Raw genomic sequence first — 17,261 nt, 5'->3', positions numbered from 1 at the left:
CCGGCTCTCAGCCCCGCAACGTCTCCTCCAGCTTCCGCGTCACCGCGGCCGCCTCGTCGCCCGGCAGGGGAGCGCCCGTGCCGGTGGTCACGTAAAAGGCGTCGACCGCGTTGGAGCCGAGCGTCGACACGTGCGCACTGCGCATCCGCACCCCCGCGTCCTCCAGCGCCTGCCCGATCCGGAACAGCAGCCCCGGGGCGTCCTGGGCGCGTACCTCGATGACCGTGGCCAGCCGGGACGCGGCCGGGGCGACCGTCACGCGTGGCGGCGGGGCGACGACACCGCGGCGGCGCGGGTAGGCCGCGTCCCGCTCGGCGAGGCGGCCCGCGATGTCCAGCGACCCGTCGAGGGCGCGCACCAGGTCCGCCCGCAGCCGCGCGGCCTGCGGCAGCGAACCGTACTCCGCCGCCACCCGCCAGTTCAGCAGCAGCACCGAGCCCTCGACCCCGTCCGGCAGGTCCAGCGCCGTCAGTTCCGCGGTCCGGACGGTCAGGCGGTGCATGGCCAGGACGCCGGCCACCGCCGGGAGGACACCCGGCTGGTCGGGCACCGCGATCAGCAGCTCCACGCCCAGCGGCTCGGGATCGCCGGACGGCTCCTCCCCCGTCGGCGGTTCGGTCTGGGCCCGCAGCGACAGCACCGGGCTGCCGGTGGCGACCGCCTCGATGGCGAGGCGTTCCTGCTCCGCCGTGGGCGCGGCGGCCTCGGGCTCGGCCAGGTCGTCCCCGGCGAGCACGGCCGCGACCCGCTTCACGAGGTCGGTGACGAGGGAACCCCGCCAGGACGACCAGGCCGCCGGGCCGGTGGCCAGCGCGTCCGCCTCCGTCAGGGCGTGCAGCAGCTCCAGCGTCGACTGCGTGCCGACCGCCTCCGCGACCGACCGGACCGTCTCGGGGTCCTCCAGGTCACGCCGGGTGGCGGTGTCGATGAGCAGGAGGTGGTGCCGTACGAGGGTGGCGAGTACGGCGACGTCCTCGCGGTCGAAGCCGATGCGCGCGGCGACGTCCTTCGCGATGATCTCACCGGCCACCGAGTGGTCGCCGGGCCAGCCCTTGCCGATGTCGTGCAGCAGCGCGGCGACCAGGAGCAGGTCGGGGCGGTGGACGCGGCGGGTGAACTCCGAGGCGCGCACGGCCGTCTCGATCAGGTGCCGGTCGACGGTCCAGATGTGCACGGCGTTGCGCTGCGGCCGGCAGCGCACCCGCTCCCAGTCCGGGAGCAGCCGGGTGATCAGGCCCTCCGCCTCCAGCGCCTCCCAGACGTCGATGGTCGGGGCGCCGGAGCCGAGCAGGGTCACGAGCTGTTCGCGCGCCTCGGCGGGCCAGGGCGCGGGCAGGGGGCGCGCGTGGGCGGCCATGCGCCGTACGGCGTGCAGCGAGAGCGGCAGTCCGGCCTGCGCGGCGGCCGCGGCGGCGCGCAGCGGCAGGACGGGGTCGCGTTCGGGGCGCGCGGCGCGGGCGAGCACCACCTCGCCGTCCATCTCGACCACGCCCTCGGCCAGCGGCGACCGCTCCGCGACGGGCTTCCCGCCGCCGAGCATGGCGCGCAGCCGCGGCCGCACGGCGCGCGACCGCAGCACGCGCCCCACCTCGCGCCAGGTGACGTCACTGGCGTACGACACGACCCGCGCCGCCTCGTACACCTGCCGCAGCAGCGTGTCCGCGTCGAGGAGGCCGAGCTCGGCGGCGACCTGGTCCTGTTCCTGGAGCGCGAGCCGGTCGGTGGCGCGCCCGGTGGCGAGGTGCAGGGCGTCGCGGACGTCGAGGAGCCGGCGCCGGGCGTCGTCGAGGCCCTCGCGCGGGGCGTCGGCCAGCCAGGACGCGGCGACGGCGCGCAGCGCGGTGGCGTCCCTCAGCCCGCCCCGGGCCTCCTTCAGGTCCGGTTCCAGCAGGTACTGCAACTCGCCCTGGCGTTCGGCGCGTTCGGCGCAGAGTTCCTGGAGTTCGGGGAGGCGCTTGGGGGCCTGGTTGCGCCAGTCGGCGAGGACCGCGGTGCGCAGTCCCGCGGTCAGGCCCAGGTCGCCGGCGAGGTGCCGGGCGTCGAGGAGGCCGAGCTGGACCTTGAGGTCCTCGCCGGCGGTCTTGCGGGCCTGCACCGGGGTCCGTACGGAGTGGTCGAGGGCCAGGCCCAGGTCCCAGACGGGGTACCAGATGCGGTCGGCCAGGGCGGCGACCGCGCCGGAGTCGCTGCCGTCGTGCAGCAGGAGCAGGTCCAGGTCGCTGCGCGGGGAGAGCTCGCCGCGGCCGTAGCCGCCGACGGCGACCAGGGAGACTCCGCGCATCCCCTCGGCGCCCGCCGTGAAGAGTCCGCTCAGCCAGTCATCCGTCAGTTCGGAGAGGGCCGAACGGCGCGGCGGCCCGGACTGCGCCCCCTCGCTGAGGAGACGCAGCCGGGCCGCCGCGTAGCCGCTGGGTCCGGAGTCCTCTGTTTCCTTGCGTACGTCCGTACTCGACACCCAGCAGCTCCTGTTCTTTTTCCGTCAGAGCGCGTCGGGGCCGCGCTCGCCGGTCCGGACCCGTACGGCCGTCTCGACCGGCAGGGACCAGACCTTGCCGTCACCGATCTTGCCGGTGCGGGCGGCCTTGACGATGACGTCGATCAGCTGCTCGGCGTCGTCGTCCTCGGCCAGGACCTCGATACGGATCTTCGGGACCAGGTCGACGGTGTACTCGGCACCGCGGTAGACCTCGGTGTGGCCCCGCTGACGACCGTAACCGCTCGCCTCGGTGACCGTCAGGCCGTGGACCCCGAAGGCCTGGAGGGCTTCCTTGATCTCGTCGAGCCGGTGGGGCTTGACGACTGCGGTGATGAGCTTCATGCGTCCACCTTCTTGCTCTCAGCGGCGGCGGCCGGGGCAACGGTGGCCTTGGCGGAACCGCCGCCGGCGCCGCTGAAGTCGTATGCGGTCTCGGCGTGCTCGGCCTGGTCGATGCCTGAGACTTCCTCGTCCTCACTGACCCGCATACCGATGGTCTTGTCGAGGAGGAAGGCGAGGATCGCGGAGGCGATCAGGGAGTAGGCGAGGACCGCGAAGACACCGGCGCACTGCTTCCAGAACTGGTCCAGGCCGCCGCCGTAGAAGAGGCCCTCGACGTCGGACTGGCCCTTGCCGCTGGCGAAGAAGCCGATCAGCAGGGAGCCGATGACACCGCCGACCATGTGGACACCCACGACGTCCAGCGAGTCGTCGTAGCCGAACCTGTACTTCAGGCCGACGGCCGCGGCGCAGGCGACACCGGCGATGGCGCCGACCGCGATCGCGCCGATCGGGGTGACCGCACCACCGGACGGGGTGATGGCGACCAGACCGGCGACCGCGCCGGAGGCGGCACCGAGGGTGGTGAACGCGCCGTGGCGGATCTTCTCGTAGGCGAGCCAGGCCAGCATGGCGGCGGCGGTGGCGATCTGGGTGTTGACGAACATCAGGGAGCCGACGCCGTCGTCGTTGCCGAGCCACGAACCGGCGTTGAAGCCGAACCAGCCGAACCACAGCAGACCGGCACCGAGCATGACCAGCGGGAGGCTGTGCGGGCGCATCGGGTCCTTCTTGAAGCCGACGCGCTTGCCGATGACCAGGATCACGCCGAGCGCCGCGGCACCCGCGTTGATGTGGACCGCCGTACCACCGGCGAAGTCGATCACACCCAGCTCGAAGGCCCAGCCGCCGGTGCCCCAGACCCAGTGGGCGACCGGGAAGTACACGACCGTGACCCACAGGACGACGAACAGCGCCCAGGCGGAGAACTTCACACGGTCGGCGATCGCGCCGCTTATCAGGGCCGGCGTGATGATGGCGAACATCATCTGGAAGACGGCGAAGGCGAAGACCGGGATCGTGTACCCGGACCAGATGTCGCCCTTGTCGATGCCCGTCCAGCCGAAGAAGTCGTTCTCCCAGCCGATGATCGAGCCGTGGTCCGTCCCGAACGCCATGGAGAAGCCGTACAGCACCCACAGGATGGTGACGATCCCCATGCTGATGAAGCTCATCATCAGCATGTTCAGGGTGCTCTTGACGCGGACCATGCCCCCGTAGAAGAAGGCGAGGCCCGGGGTCATGATCAACACCAGGGCGGAACAGATGAGCATGAAACCTGTGTTGGCCACCGACAGCTTGTCTGCGGCGAGCGTGATGGCTGGTGCCATCGGCGTCTCCTCGTCGTTGGTACGGCCCCGTGCGGGCGAAGCCTGAGCGGATTGAGGGGTGGGCCGGTTATGCGCCATGAGATTGGCGCAGCGCGGTTTCGGTGGAAGCCCCTCGTTGTTTCGCCGCCGTGACGAAGGCGCATGGCGTGTTACGCATCGATGAACTGCCGGATGTTCGCCGAGTGGATCGTTATCGTGGCGCAACCTTCACCGAAGGAAAGAAACCGGCCGCGGACGGCCTTCCGATGACCTGGCATGGGGGAGCCGAGTCGGGCAGTTCGGGAGGGCCGGCCGCGGCCGGGGTTCATGGGTTTCCTGCGGCTGTCAGACGGCCTCGGCCGTCTCGGGCAGCTCGATGGCGAGCTTGTCCGTGAGGTCCACGACCTCGGCGAGATCACCGAAATCGCGTACGGCCGTGTCGACCGTCTTTCGGATACGAGTGTTCACACGCTCGGAGCGGACCTTCTTGGCGACGGCCATGGCCTCCTCGGCCAGCACGGCGCTCCGCTCGGGCTCGCGCTGGAGCAGGTGCACGGTGGCCATGCCGATCAGATTGAGTGCGTACGACCGCTGGTGCTCCTGGTCCTTGGCGAAAAGCTCCACCGCCCGCTGCATGAGCGGCTCGGCCAGGGAGGCGTACGTCGGGCTGCGGCCGGCGACGTAGGCGAGGTCACGGTAGGAGTGGGAGTTCTCGCCGTACAGCTCGGCCTCGGAGAAGAAGCGGATCCAGTCGGGGTCCGGCTCGTCCCAGTCGGCGGCGTCGGCGAAGGTGTCCTCGGCCATCCGGACGGCCCGCTTGCACTTGCCGGGCTGCCCCATGTTGGCGTAGGCGCGGGCCTCCATCGCATACAGCATCGACTGGGTCCGCGGGCTCGCGCAGTCCCGGCTGCCGTACTGCGCGAGGTGGACCAGCTCCAGGGCGTCGTCGGGCCGGCCGAGGTGGATCATCTGGCGGCTCATGCTGGAGAGGATGTACGAGCCCAGCGGCTTGTCGCCCGCCTCCTTGGCGGCGTGCAGCGCGAGGACGAAGTACTTCTGCGCGGTGGGCTGGAGGCCCACGTCGTACGACATCCAGCCCGCGAGCTCGGCCAGCTCGGCGGCGACCTTGAACAGCTTGCGGGTGGTGGTCTCGGGCTGGGGTTCCTGGAGGAGGTCGGTCACCTCGTGCAGCTGGCCGACGACCGCCTTGCGGCGCAGGCCGCCGCCGCACTGGGCGTCCCACTGCCGGAACATCACGGTGGTGGACTCCAGCAGGTCCAGCTCGGGCTTGGAGAGGCGGCCACCGCGGCGGGCGGCCGAGGACTCCGGCTCGTGATGCGCGGTGGACGGGGCGGGGACGAGCCAGCGCTGCATGGGCTCGATGAGGGACGGGCCCGCGGAGAGGGCCAGCGAGGTCCCGAGGAAGCCGCGCCGCGCCAGCATGAGGTCGCTGCGCGAGAACTCGCTGAGCAGGGCCACGGTCTGCGGGCCCGTCCAGGGCAGGTCGACCCCGGTCGCGGAGGGTGACTGGCGGGCGGCGCGCAGGCCGAGGTCCTCGACCGAGACGACGCAGCCGAACCGCTCGGAGAACAGCTCCGACAGGATCCGCGGGATCGGCTCACGGGGGTTCTCGCCGTCCAGCCAGCGGCGGACGCGCGAGGTGTCGGTGGAGATGTGGTTGGCGCCCAACTGGCGGGCCCGGCGGTTGACTTGGCGGGCGAGCTCGCCCTTCGACCAGCCGCTGCGCACGAACCACGAGGTGAGCAGCTCATTGGGGCGCTTGTCACCGTTCGCCGCGCTGCCGGCGCCCGTTCCGCTTCCGCCGTTGCCGCTCACTGGAACGCCCCCATCCCTGAGACCACTTGTCGCTGAGTGCGCCAAGCCCTATCAGAATGCCGGTAAATACGGCTTCCTGTCCGACGGTTGTCACCCTTCGAACGGGATACCGAGTTGCCTCCGGCATACCCACAAGTGCATGTGCCCCAGGACTCGTGCACTCAAAGTAATCCTACGATCACCCGTCCAGCCATGGCGATCCCGGAAACGCCACCATTCGCCACCCCTTCGGATGAACTCACCGTCGCCGACACGCGATTCACTTGACATAGGACAGCCGGGAGTGGGCGGAGCGGTGCACTCAGGGGCGCGCATCACCGAGCGCACCACCCGGGGCGCAACCGGGCGCCGAGTGGACGGGCGCGACACCGCTCAGGTCACATTCCGTGCGCGTCTCGTAACCACCGGTGCGCCGGACCCGTTGGAGGGGGCATGGGCTTCACGATCGGCAGCAGTCGGGGGATCCGCGACATCCGGTCCTCCTCGCGTCGCCGCGGCCGCTCGTCGGAGTGCACCGCCGTGGCCGAGTTCACCGGCCTGTGGGGCTGGGACGTGGTCCCGGGCGCCCGGGCCGCCGCGGGCGCGTGCTCCTGCGGCCACTCCGACTGCCGGGCACCGGGCGCGCATCCGCTCGACTTCGCGCCGGAGGTGCCGGCGGGCGCGACGCTGGACGAGGTGACCAGCGCCTGGGCGGAGTTCCCGGGCGCCTCGGTGATGCTGCCGGTCGGACGGGCCTTCGACGTCATCGAGGTGGCCGAGCCGGCCGGGCGGCGCGCCCTGGTCCGCCTGGAGCGCATGGGCCTCCCCCTCGGCCCGGTGACCGCCACCCCTGAGGGCCGCGCCCACTTCTTCGTCGCCCCCGGCGCCGCCGCCGAACTCCCGGAACTCCTCTACCGCATGGGCTGGGACGACCCCACCTCCCTGGACCTGCGCGGCCTGGGCCCGGGCACGCACATCACGGCTCCGCCGTCCGACCGGGGCGGCCTGGGCCCGGTGCACTGGCTGCGCCCCCCGGCCCTGGACTCGGCGACGAAGCCACCGGCGGCGAGGCTGCTGCTGGGGACGCTGGCGTACGTGGCGCATCGATCCCGCGCCTAGAAAGCGAAGTGCCCGCTCCCAACTGCACCTTGGGGGCGGGCACTTCTTCGCGTGTACGACGTCCTACTCCCCGATAAGGGCATCCACGAACGCCTCCGGCTCGAACGGCGCCAAGTCGTCCGCGCCCTCGCCCAGACCCACGAGCTTCACCGGCACCCCCAGCTCCCGCTGGACCGCGATGACGATGCCGCCCTTGGCCGTGCCGTCGAGCTTGGTCAGCACGATGCCCGTGATGTCGACGACCTCGGCGAAGACACGGGCCTGCACCAGACCGTTCTGCCCGGTCGTCGCGTCCAGCACCAGCAGCACCTCGTCGAGCGGCGCCTGCTTCTCCACGACCCGCTTGACCTTGCCGAGCTCGTCCATGAGGCCGGTCTTGGTGTGGAGGCGTCCGGCGGTGTCGATCAGCACGACATCGGCGCCGATCTCCTTGCCCTCCTTCACCGCGTCGAACGCGATGGAGGCGGGGTCGCCGCCCTCGGGACCGCGCACGGTGTGCGCGCCGACCCGCTCGCCCCAGGTCTGGAGCTGATCGGCGGCGGCGGCACGGAAGGTGTCGGCGGCACCGAGGACGACCGACCGGCCGTCGGCCACGAGCACCCGGGCCAGCTTGCCGGTGGTCGTGGTCTTGCCGGTGCCGTTGACGCCGACGACCATCACGATGCCGGGCTTGCTGGTCTCGGGCTCGGTCCTCACCGTGCGGTCGAAGTCGGTGCCGACCAGCTTCAGGAGCTCCTCGCGCAGCAGCCCGCGCAGCTCCTCCGGGGTCCGTGTGCCGAGCACCTTCACGCGCTCGCGCAGGCCCTCGACCAGCTCCTGGGTGGGGGCGACGCCGACGTCGGCGGTGAGGAGGGTGTCCTCGATCTCCTCCCAGGTGTCGTCGTCGAGGTGCTCGCGGGACAGCAGGGTCAGCAGACCCTTGCCGAGCGCGTTCTGCGAGCGGGAGAGACGGGCGCGCAGCCGCACCAGGCGGCCGGCGGTGGGCTCCGGGACCTCGATCTCGGTCGGCGGGAGCTCTTCGACGACGGGCGGTTCCTCGACGGCGACTCCGGTCGAGCCGTCGGGCAGGTCCACCTCCTCTATCGTCCGGCGCGGTTCGTCGCGGGGCGTCTCGGCCTCGTCGCCGATGTGCGGCTCGGCCGGAGGGGCGGTGATGTCGGGCGCTGCGGGAGGCGGCGGGGGCAGCGGCTTCTTGCGTCGGCTGCCGACGACGAGCCCGCCGAGCACACCGAGCACGACCACGGCGATGACTACAGCAAGGATGACGGTTTCCATAACCCGACCAGTATCAGTCATGGAGTCCTGCGACACCGCTCTGGATGTCTGACACACCGTCAGCTAACGTCCCCCTCCACACCCGCCCGGTGAAGGGAGACCCCCATGCCCGTCTCCGTCGTCCGCTTCAACCTCGTCGAGCCCGGCGCCACCCCCGCCTCCCTGCGCGCCCGCTACCAGGCCGCCCTGGAGATGGCCGCGTACGCCGACGAGCACGGCATCACCACCGTGCAGACGGAGGAGCACCACGGCGTCGCGAACAACTGGCTCCCCTCCCCCTTCGCCTTCGCGGCAGCCGTCTTCGGCGCCACCCGTCGCGTCGCGGTCACCGTCTCGGCGATCATCGGCCCGCTCCACGACCCGCTGCGGCTGGCCGAGGAGATCGCGGTGCTGGACCTGCTGAGCGGCGGCCGCCTGGTCACGGTCGCCGGGATCGGCTACCGGCCCGAGGAGTACGCCCTGTTCGACGTGGAGTGGAAGCGGCGCGGCAAACTCCAGGACGAACTGCTGGAAACCCTGCTCAAGGCCTGGACCGGCGAGGAGTTCACCTACCGGGGCCGTACGGTACGGGTCACCCCGCGCCCGTTCACCGACCCGCACCCCCTGCTCCTGGTCGGCGGCTCCTCGAAGGCCGCCGCCCGCCGGGCCGCCCGGCTAGGCCTGCCCTTCTTCCCCAGCGCGCATCTGCCGGAGCTGGAGGCGTACTACAAGGAGCGGCTCGTCGAGTACGGCACGGAGGGCTGGACGATGATGCCGGCCGCCGAGACCCCGCTGCTGCACCTCGCGGAGGACCCGGACGAGGTGTGGGCCACGCACGGGGAGCACTTCCTGCACGAGGCCCGGACATACGCCTCCTGGCAGTCGGGGGACATCCGCTCGGCGGTGAAGTCGGCGGCGACGGACGTGGCCGGGCTGCGCGCCGAGGGCGTGTACCGGGTGCTGACGCCGGACGAGTGCGTGGCGCAGGGCCTCGACAACCTCGTACTGCATCCGCTGGCCGGTGGGATGCCGGTCGCGGAGGGGTGGCGGAGTCTGCGGCTGTTCTGCGAGGACGTCCTGCCGAGGCTCGGCGGCTGATCGCCCGGACGCGACACCGCCGCCCCGGCTCGGGCAGTGGCCGAGCCGGGGCGGCGGTGAGGGTCACGGGGAGAGGGGCAGCGGGGTTTGAGCCCTTCCCCCCGAGTTCGTACGGGCTGCTCAGCCCATCTCCTCCAGCGCCTTGCCCTTCGTCTCCTTGACGTACTTGAGGACGAACGGGATGGAGAGCGCGGCGAAGACCGTGTAGATCACGTAGGTCACGGAGAGGTTCCAGTCGGCCAGCGACGGGAAGCTCGCGGTGATGGCCCAGTTGGCGATCCACTGCGCGGAGGCGGCGACGCCGAGGGCGGCGGCGCGGATGCGGTTCGGGAACATCTCACCGAGGAAGACCCAGACGACCACGCCCCAGGACAGGGCGAAGAAGAGGACGAAGACGTGGGCCGCGATGAGGGCGGTCCAGCCCTGGGCGGCCGGGAGCTTGCCGTCGACCAGGTCGAAGCTGAACGCCCAGGCCTCCAGGCCGAGGCCGATGACCATGCCGACCGAGCCGATGAGGGCCAGCGGCTTACGGCCGACGCGGTCGACGAAGATCATGGCGATCACGGTGCCGACGATGTTGATGATCGACGTCGTGAAGGAGTAGAAGAACGAGTCCGTCGGGTCGACGCCGACCGACTGCCACAGCGTCGAGGAGTAGTAGAACGCGACGTTGATGCCGACGAACTGCTGGAAGACCGACAGGCCGATGCCGACCCAGACGATCGGCTTGAAGAAGAAGCCGCCGCCGAGCAGGTCCTTGAAGGTGGACTTGTGCTCGCTGTGCATGCCGTGCTCGATCTCGGCCACCCGGGAGTCGAGGTCGACGTGCTCGCCCTCGACCTCCTTGAGGATCTCGCGGGCGCGCTCGTGCTTGCCGACGGAGATCAGGAAGCGCGGGGACTCGGGGATGGCGAAGGAGAGCAGGCCGTAGAGGACGGCCGGGATCACCATGACGCCGAGCATGACCTGCCAGGCCTCCAGGCCCATCAGCTTGCCGCGCTGGTCGCCGCCGGCCGCGTTGAGCAGACCCCAGTTGACCAGCTGCGAGATGGCGATGCCGATGACGATCGCGGCCTGCTGGAAGGAGCCGAGACGGCCGCGGTAGGCCGGCGGGGCGACCTCGGCGATGTAGGCGGGGCCGATCACGGAGGCCATGCCGATGGCGAAACCGCCGACGATGCGCCAGAAGGCGAGGTCCCACAGCGCGAAGGGCAGCGCCGAACCGACGGCGCTCACCGTGAACAGCACGGCGGAGATCTGCATGCAGCGGATACGGCCGATGCGGTCGGCGATCCGGCCCGCGGTGGCGGCGCCGATGGCACAGCCGATCAGGGCGATGGCGATGACCTGCGCCAGCGCCGCCGAACCGATGTCGTACCGGTCCCGGATGGCCTCGACGGCGCCGTTGATCACGGAGCTGTCGTACCCGAAGAGGAACCCGCCCATCGCGGCGGCCGCCGCGATGAAGATGACATGCCCGAGATGATCGGGATGAGCCGTCCTGGCTCCTGACTTGGGTGGCGCAGTGCTGGTCACGTTCAACTCCTAAGGCCATCGGCAACGCTGCCTGAAGGCAAGAACAACGATGCAGACCTTATGCCTTCAAGTTGTGAAGTCAACAGCGAAAGCGATGTGAGAAAACAGGCACCACTGAGGAGGATGAGTTCAAGGATTGAAGAAGTGAAGAGCGGGTAGACGGGATCAGCGCAGTCGCTGGCTGATGACCTTCGAGACGCCGTCGCCCTGCATGGAGACGCCGTACAGCGCGTCGGCGACCTCCATCGTCCGCTTCTGGTGCGTGATCACGATGAGCTGCGAGGCCTCTTGCAGCTCCTGCATGATCCGGATCAGCCGCTGAAGATTGGTGTCGTCCAGCGCGGCCTCGACCTCGTCCATGACATAGAACGGACTCGGCCGGGCCTTGAAGATCGACACCAGCAACGCTACGGCCGTGAGGGACCGCTCGCCACCGGACAGCAGGCTCAGCCGCTTGACCTTCTTGCCCGGCGGACGCGCCTCGACGTCCACGCCCGTGGTGAGCATGTTGTCGGGATCGGTGAGGATCAGCCGCCCCTCACCGCCCGGGAAGAGCCGGCTGAAGACGCCCTCGAACTCCCGGGCCGTGTCCCGGTAGGCCTCGGTGAAGACCTGCTCGACGCGCTCGTCGACCTCCTTCACCACCTGAAGCAGGTCGGCGCGGGTCTTCCGCAGGTCCTCCAGCTGCTCGCTGAGGAACTGGTGCCGCTCCTCCAGCGCCGCGAACTCCTCCAGCGCCAGCGGATTGACCTTGCCGAGCTGCTGGTACGCCCGCTCGGCCGCCTTCAGCCGCCGCTCCTGCTCCGCCCGGTGGAACTGCTTGGGCTGGTTGCGCGGATGCTCGGGGTCCTCCGGCAGCTCCTCGCCCTCGGCGGGCGGAGACGGCGGTACGAGCTGATGGGGGCCGTACTCGGAGACCAGCCCCGCGGGCTCGACGCCCAGCTCCTCCAGCGCCTTGGTCTCCAGCTGCTCGATCCGCATCCGCTTCTCGGCGCCGAGGACCTCGCCGCGGTGGACGGAGTCGGTGAGCTTGTCCAGTTCGGCCTTGAGGTCGCGGCCGGCGGCGCGAGCGGCGGTCAGCTCCTGCTCGCGGAGGGCCTTGGCGGCGTCGGCGGCGGTCCGCTCGGCGTCCGCGCGCGCGAGCGACACCTCCACGTGCGCCAGCAACTGCCGGGCACCGGAGGCCACGGCCTCGGCGACGGCCGCCTCGTGGCGCAGCCGCGCCCGCCGCTGCTCGGCACGCGCGCGTGCGTCGCGCTCGGCGCGGGCGGCACGGTCGAGGGAGTCGGCCCGGCCGGCGAGACCCTTGACGCGCTCCTCGTGCGTACGGACCTGGAGCCGGGCCTCCATCTCGGTCTGCCGGGCATTGGCCCCGTCGGCGGCGAGCCGGTCCCGGACGGCGGTGTCCGGCTCCTCCTCGACGGGCATCTCCTCGGCGACGGCGAGCCGTTCGGCGAGTTCCTCGACGTCCTGGAGCGCCTTGTCCAGCGCGTCCTGCGCGCGGGCTGCGGCAGCGGTCGACCGCTCGGCCTCCCCCGCGGCACCCTTCGCCTGGCCGGCGAGCCGACCGAGCTGCTGAGCGACGGACGACTTCTCCCGGTCGGCGGCGCGGCGACGCTCCGCGAGCTCCTCGACGAGGGCGGCGCATTCCTTACGCCGGTCCGCCGCGGCGTGCTGTGCCTCGGTGAGGGCCTCGCACTGGACGGCCAGTTCCTCCAGCTCCGCGGCTGCCTCGTCGACGGACGCCTGTACTTCGAGGAGGCTCGGCGCGCCCGCGGAGCCGCCGTGGGCGAAGTGGGCGCCTAGGAGGTCGCCTTCGGCGGTGACCGCGGTGAGGTGGGGGTGGGCGTAGACGAGGTCTTCGGCGTCTTCGAGGGTGCTGACGACGACGATGCCGTGGAGTAGGCGTTCTACCGCCGGCATGAGGTCTGAAGGGCCGCGGACGAATGATGCGGCCTGAGGTTGTTGGGCGTCTGCGGGTTGGTGGGGGCTTGTCGCGCCGTTCCCCGCGCCCCTCAGGGGCGATTCCGGGGCCCCGGCCAGAAGAAGTGACGCCCTGCCCGCGTCCTGCTTGCGCAGCAGTCGGATCGCGTCCGCCGCCGCTGACGGGGAGGTGACCGCCAGCGCGTCCGCCGCCGCGCCGAATGCCGCCGCCAACGCGACCTCGTAGCCCGGCGTCACGCTCAGCAGCTCCGCCGCCGGGCCCAGCAACCCGCTCAGCCGGTCCTTCGCTCCCAGCAGCGCCCCCGTGCCGTCCTTCCTCCGCAGCCCCAGCGCCAGCGCCTCGTGCCGGGCCTGCGTCGCCGCCCGCTTGCGCTCCGCCGCCGTCGCCGCCTCCCGCGCGGCCGTCAGCGCCGCCTCCGCCTCGGCCAGCGCGGCCTTCGCGGCGTCATGCTGCTCGGCGAGTTCCGCGTCGCCCGCGTCGAGGCCGTCGACCTCGGCCTTGAGCGTCTCGTACTCCTCCTGCGCGGCGACCGCCCGTTCCTGGGCCTCGTCCCTCGCGGCGGCCAGGCGGTCGATCTCGGCCTGGGCCGAGGCGGCGCGGGAACGGGCCGCGTTCACCTGGCCGTTGAGGCGCGCCAGGCCCTCGCGGCGATCGGCGATGGCCCGGGCCACGTCCTTGAGGCGCCGTTCCTCGTCGGTCAACGCGCGTTCCAGCTCGGCACGGTGGGCGACCGTGTCCTCGAGGGCCCGCTCGGCCGCCTCCAGGGCAGCCTCCAGCTCGGCCTCCTGCTCGCGGATGCGGGCGGCCTCGCGCTCCATGTCCTCGGGGTCGCGGCCACGCCGTTCCTCGGGCGGGGCGGAGGTCGCGCTCTTCACGCGGGCGTCGGCGAGCGAGATCGTGCCGCGCACCCGTTCGGCGAGCTGGGAGAGCTCGTACCAGGTCTGCTGGGCGCGCTGGAGGCGTGGGGTGAGCTGCCGTACCTCGTCCTCCAGGAGTGCCTCGCGCTGGAGCGCCTTCTTCAGCTCCTGCTCGGCGGTCTCCTTGCGCTCCTTGAGCGCCGCCTCGTCGGCCACCTCGGCCTTCAGCGCCTCTCGCAGACGTACGAGATCGTCGGCCAGCAACCGCAGCCGGGCGTCCCGGAGATCCGCCTGGATCACGGCGGCCCTGCGCGCGACCGCGGCCTGGCGGCCGAGGGGCTTGAGCTGTCTGCGGAGTTCGTCCGTGAGGTCCTGCACGCGCGCGAGGTTGGCCTGCATCGCGTCCAGCTTGCGCAGCGCCTTCTCCTTGCGCTTGCGGTGCTTGAGGACGCCGGCGGCCTCTTCGATGAAGGCGCGGCGGCCCATCGGGTCGGCGTGCAGGACGGAGTCCAGCTGGCCCTGGCCGACGATGACGTGCATCTCGCGGCCGATGCCGGAGTCGGAGAGGAGTTCCTGGATGTCGAGGAGGCGGCAGGTGTCCCCGTTGATCTGGTACTCGCTGCCGCCGTTGCGGAACATGATCCGCGTGATGGTGACCTCGGCGTACTCGATGGGCAGCGCCCCGTCGGAGTTGTCGATGGTCAGGGACACCTCGGCGCGGCCCAGCGGCGGACGCCCGGTGGTGCCGGCGAAGATGACGTCCTCCATCTTGCCGCCGCGCAGCGACTTGGCGCCCTGCTCGCCCATGACCCAGCTGAGGGCGTCGACGACGTTGGACTTGCCCGAGCCGTTCGGTCCCACGACGCACGTGATGCCCGGCTCGAACCGGAGCGTGGTCGCCGAGGCGAACGACTTGAACCCGCGGAGGGTCAGGGCCTTGAGGTGCACGCCGCTGGACTCTACCTTCCGGGGTTGTCTCACTCCATGAACGTGCGGTTGCCCGCGGTTTCACCCATGAACGTGCAGGGCACATCAGACGTTAAAGAAGGTGAGGGGAGTGCGGGGGAAAGAAAGAAGGGACGCCGAAGCGTCCCTTGCAAACTCTGACAACTTAGCGGTTGACACGGGCGGCCCAACCACTGCTTGTCGTGGTGCGATGCAGTGATCAGGTGAGCGCAGGCTCCGCCTGGTGTGCGTCGATGCTCTCCAGAAGCGAGTCCTGAGAAGCGGCAGCCGCGAGCGCGTCGTTCTCGGCCTGGATCCGTACGAGCTCGGATTCAAGGTCCTGTACACGCTGCTGAAGCCGTCGCATCTCGGCAATGAGTCGCGGGTCGGAGCCGCCGACGTAACCGAGAAGCGCCTTTGCCATGATGGATGGTCCTCCACAATGAGTGACCGACCGAAGCGGTGTGGGTCGTGAGGGATTCGCACCCGCGATGCTTGACACTGTTGAGTTGCTGCTGCCGTTCAACCATGCCAAACAGCTAAGGTGCGCGGGGTGTATTCAGCGTCTCACCAAAAAGTTTGACGGTCAACACGATCACGCCCCGTATTGGCGGGCAACCCGGTGGCGCGCGGCCGGGAAACGGCGGCGCAGCGACTCCTGCGGGGCCCTCGGGGCGTAGCGATCATTCTTAAGTGCGGAGCCTCCCACGAGAACCCATTCTTGGCAACCACCAGCGTCTTTCCGCCCCGGGCAGCTGCCGGTGGCATGTCCCGGCGCTTCCACCAGGCGTGGTTTACAGAACCGGTTCAACGGATGGCGAAGCCGTCGTAACCCCCACGGGGTGTGTCCCAGATCTCGGTGACACCGTCCACGCGACCGGGCGTGTCGTCACCCAGAAGCCAGGCGAGGAGTCCTTCGCAGCGCTCGCGCGGGCCCTCGGCGACCACCTGGACCCGTCCGTCCCCCAAATTGAGAGCAAAACCACTCAGCCCACCGAGCTCCAGCGCCTTGGCCCGCGTGAACCAGCGGAAACCCACACCTTGGACGCGTCCCCGCACCCAGGCGACCAGTCGTACATCCTCGCTCATAGGTGCAACCTAACGAACCAATGTCTCTCTGGGCGCTCCCTCCCCTGGCGCCATGCGGTACCGTCCCCTGCCAATGAATCTCATACGAAACTCACTCGATCGTGTGGGTTTTGTGAGTTCGGTCCGACCGCGGGGGGCGAGTCGGCCGCAATGGACGAGGAAGGCCAGGACACATGGGACGCCACCGACGCTCCGCCGCCGGCCGCGCCGCCACGGGCCGCGCCACGGGGGTCACACAGACAGACGGCTCGTACGCGAGCGGCTACGACCCGCAGCACTCGTACAGCTTCGACCAGCAGGACGCGTACGACGCCGACCAGCACGCGTACGGCATCGACCGGCAGTTCTCCTACGACTTCGAGGCCGACGCCCGGGGCCCGCACAGCGGCGAGTACCCCACGATCGGCATCGCGCCCTATCTGAACCCCGAGGCGCACACCCGCAGCGAGGCCTACCTCTACGCGACCGACGACGAGTACGCCCAGACCACGGGGACCATGAGCACCGTCATGCTGCCGAGCGAGGGTTTCTCGCCGGCGGACGGGCCGCGGCGCGGGGGCTCGCGCCGGCGGCGTAAGAAGAAGGTCGTGACGCCGGTCAAGACCGGTCTGCTCGGGGTCTCCGCGGCGGTCGCCATCGGCACCGTCGCGGTCGCCACCGGCGTGGTGCCGGGCCTCGACAACTACAAGATCGGCGGCGGCAGCGGCGGCGACAAGGTGCAGGCCGCGGACACCCCGACCAACTCGGCGACCGAGCAGGGCGGCACCTCCGGCAGCGCCGACGACAGCCGGGACGACGAGGCGGCCAGCCGCGGCGGCGACCGTACGGCCTCGCCGACGCCGTCCGCATCGGCCTCGGCCTCGACGGCGGCGCCCACCAAGGAGCCGACCGAGGAGCCGACGAAGACGCCGAGCAAGGAGCCGAAGCCGAAGCCGACGAAGACGGCCCCCAAGGCGCCGCAGAACTCCACCGCGCCGGGCATCACCATCTCCGCGGAGGCGCAGGCCGAGGCCGAGGTGCTGAAGCTCGTCAACGAGGAGCGGGCGAAGGTGGGCTGCAGCGCGGTCTCCGCGAACAGCGCGCTGGGCAAGCTCGCCGAGGACTTCAGCGACGCCATGGCCGACCAGGGCTTCTTCGATCACACCGACCCCAGCGGCCACACCCCCTGGGACCGGGCCGAGGCGGCCGGCATCACCAACCTGGGCGGCGAGAACATAGCCCGGGGCCAGGCCGACGCCGCGGCGGTGATGGAGGCCTGGATGAACAGCGAGGGCCACAAGGCGAACATCCTGAACTGCGACTTCAAGACGCTGGGCGTCGGCGTCCACTTCGGGGCCGGCGGTCCCTGGTGGACCCAGGACTTCGGCTACTAGTCGCACAGCCGACGCGGCACAGACGACGAGGGGCTCCCATCCGGTGACCGGGTGGGAGCCCCTTAGTATGTCCCGATATCTGCTGTCCCGATATCTACGCGACTG

12 protein-coding genes are annotated in these 17,261 nt (G+C 70.8%); 3 read left to right on the top strand and 9 right to left on the bottom strand.

The window, feature by feature from the left end; translation table 11 throughout:
• Positions 1-7: 7 nt before the first annotated feature.
• The 4 genes from CRP56_RS30665 to nsdA all read right to left on the bottom strand — a co-directional run bounded on the left by CRP56_RS30665 (position 8) and on the right by nsdA (position 5,961).
• Positions 8-2,455 carry a [protein-PII] uridylyltransferase gene (locus CRP56_RS30665; RefSeq protein WP_097269434.1) on the bottom strand — a complete coding sequence of 816 codons (2,448 nt, stop codon included), beginning with the start codon at positions 2,453-2,455 and terminating at the stop codon, positions 8-10.
• A gap of 24 nt (positions 2,456-2,479) precedes the next feature.
• Positions 2,480-2,818, bottom strand: coding sequence for a P-II family nitrogen regulator (locus tag CRP56_RS30660; RefSeq protein ID WP_003997576.1), 339 nt, complete (start codon positions 2,816-2,818; stop codon positions 2,480-2,482).
• On the bottom strand, positions 2,815-4,146 hold the full coding sequence (locus CRP56_RS30655) for an ammonium transporter (RefSeq protein ID WP_097269432.1): 1,332 nt from the start codon (positions 4,144-4,146) through the stop codon (positions 2,815-2,817). Before CRP56_RS30655 ends, CRP56_RS30660 begins: the two co-directional genes overlap by 4 nt.
• A gap of 324 nt (positions 4,147-4,470) precedes the next feature.
• Positions 4,471-5,961, bottom strand: a complete 1,491-nt coding sequence (gene nsdA / locus CRP56_RS30650; protein WP_097269430.1) for a transcriptional repressor NsdA — start codon at positions 5,959-5,961, stop codon at positions 4,471-4,473.
• Between the two features lie 432 nt (positions 5,962-6,393).
• On the opposite strand from nsdA, the gene CRP56_RS30645 reads away from it, so the two are divergent.
• Positions 6,394-7,059, top strand: coding sequence for a bifunctional DNA primase/polymerase (locus CRP56_RS30645; RefSeq protein WP_097269428.1), 666 nt, complete (start codon positions 6,394-6,396; stop codon positions 7,057-7,059).
• 63 nt (positions 7,060-7,122) lie between these two features.
• Here the strand turns inward: CRP56_RS30645 and ftsY are convergent, their stop codons facing one another.
• Positions 7,123-8,334, bottom strand: a complete 1,212-nt coding sequence (gene ftsY / locus CRP56_RS30640) for a signal recognition particle-docking protein FtsY (RefSeq protein WP_097269426.1) — start codon at positions 8,332-8,334, stop codon at positions 7,123-7,125.
• A 105-nt stretch (positions 8,335-8,439) separates the two neighbouring features.
• Here ftsY and CRP56_RS30635 point away from each other — a divergent pair, with 105 nt between their 5' ends.
• On the top strand, positions 8,440-9,411 hold the full coding sequence (locus tag CRP56_RS30635) for an LLM class flavin-dependent oxidoreductase (protein WP_097269424.1): 972 nt from the start codon (positions 8,440-8,442) through the stop codon (positions 9,409-9,411).
• Positions 9,412-9,531: 120 nt separating this feature from the next.
• On the opposite strand, the gene CRP56_RS30630 is transcribed toward CRP56_RS30635, so the two are convergent.
• The 4 genes from CRP56_RS30630 to CRP56_RS30615 form a co-directional block, all read right to left on the bottom strand.
• Positions 9,532-10,947, bottom strand: a complete 1,416-nt coding sequence (locus CRP56_RS30630) for a sugar porter family MFS transporter (protein WP_097269422.1) — start codon at positions 10,945-10,947, stop codon at positions 9,532-9,534.
• 165 nt (positions 10,948-11,112) lie between these two features.
• A complete protein-coding gene (gene smc / locus CRP56_RS30625; protein ID WP_097269420.1) occupies positions 11,113-14,697 on the bottom strand; it encodes a chromosome segregation protein SMC in 3,585 nt (1,194 codons plus the stop codon).
• Positions 14,698-14,914: 217 nt separating this feature from the next.
• Positions 14,915-15,118, bottom strand: coding sequence for a hypothetical protein (locus CRP56_RS30620; RefSeq protein WP_059198049.1), 204 nt, complete (start codon positions 15,116-15,118; stop codon positions 14,915-14,917).
• Positions 15,119-15,501: 383 nt separating this feature from the next.
• On the bottom strand, positions 15,502-15,783 hold the full coding sequence (locus tag CRP56_RS30615; RefSeq protein WP_059198050.1) for an acylphosphatase: 282 nt from the start codon (positions 15,781-15,783) through the stop codon (positions 15,502-15,504).
• 173 nt (positions 15,784-15,956) lie between these two features.
• On the opposite strand from CRP56_RS30615, the gene CRP56_RS30610 reads away from it, so the two are divergent.
• Positions 15,957-17,156, top strand: coding sequence for a CAP domain-containing protein (locus tag CRP56_RS30610; RefSeq protein ID WP_097269418.1), 1,200 nt, complete (start codon positions 15,957-15,959; stop codon positions 17,154-17,156).
• Positions 17,157-17,261: the final 105 nt, after the last annotated feature.

It is taken from the genome of Streptomyces sp. TLI_55 (assembly GCF_900206255.1).
Lineage (GTDB): Bacteria > Actinomycetota > Actinomycetes > Streptomycetales > Streptomycetaceae > Streptomyces > Streptomyces aquilus.
Note: the sequence above shows the minus strand (reverse complement) of the source record. Positions and strands in the feature narration are given on the sequence as shown.

Bases quoted from the DNA above. Each gene is read 5' to 3' on its own strand.
- CRP56_RS30660 (WP_003997576.1), bottom strand. From the start codon at position 2,818: ATGAAGCTCATCACCGCAGTCGTCAAGCCCCACCGGCTCGACGAGATC.
- CRP56_RS30635 (WP_097269424.1), top strand. From the start codon at position 8,440: ATGCCCGTCTCCGTCGTCCGCTTCAACCTCGTCGAGCCCGGCGCCACC.
- CRP56_RS30620 (WP_059198049.1), bottom strand. From the start codon at position 15,118: ATGGCAAAGGCGCTTCTCGGTTACGTCGGCGGCTCCGACCCGCGACTC.
- CRP56_RS30645 (WP_097269428.1), top strand. From the start codon at position 6,394: ATGGGCTTCACGATCGGCAGCAGTCGGGGGATCCGCGACATCCGGTCC.
- ftsY (WP_097269426.1), bottom strand. From the start codon at position 8,334: ATGGAAACCGTCATCCTTGCTGTAGTCATCGCCGTGGTCGTGCTCGGT.
- CRP56_RS30610 (WP_097269418.1), top strand. From the start codon at position 15,957: ATGGGACGCCACCGACGCTCCGCCGCCGGCCGCGCCGCCACGGGCCGC.
- CRP56_RS30655 (WP_097269432.1), bottom strand. From the start codon at position 4,146: ATGGCACCAGCCATCACGCTCGCCGCAGACAAGCTGTCGGTGGCCAAC.
- CRP56_RS30615 (WP_059198050.1), bottom strand. From the start codon at position 15,783: ATGAGCGAGGATGTACGACTGGTCGCCTGGGTGCGGGGACGCGTCCAA.